Annotated in this window: 1 protein-coding gene; it reads left to right on the forward strand. The window is 64.3% G+C overall.

Annotated elements, in window-relative coordinates; all coding sequences use genetic code 11:
• On the forward strand, positions 1-272 hold a 272-nt coding region (locus SB725_RS31255), incomplete at both ends, for a hypothetical protein (RefSeq protein ID WP_410923286.1).

Raw genomic sequence — 272 nt, forward strand, 5'->3', positions numbered from 1 at the left:
TGTGGGGCGAGCAGGGCCACGGAGATGTGTTCCAGTTCGTGCGCTTCGTTCCGGCGTTGGCTGAGCGGGTCGAGCGCGAGGGTGGCTCGCTCATCTACTCCGGCTTCCAGCACTTGCAGACATTGCTGGCTCGCAGTTTGCACGGGGTGGTGGACACCGTGGTGCCACACGATCAGGCCGAGCTGCCGCGGGCGGACTTCCATCTGCCGCTGGCGAGCATCCCATTCATGCAGGGGATCACGCCCGAGCAGTTGCCCGTTCGAACCAATTAC

The organism is Pseudomonas sp. SIMBA_041 (assembly GCF_046535095.1).
GTDB classification, from domain to species: domain Bacteria; phylum Pseudomonadota; class Gammaproteobacteria; order Pseudomonadales; family Pseudomonadaceae; genus Aquipseudomonas; species Aquipseudomonas mucoides.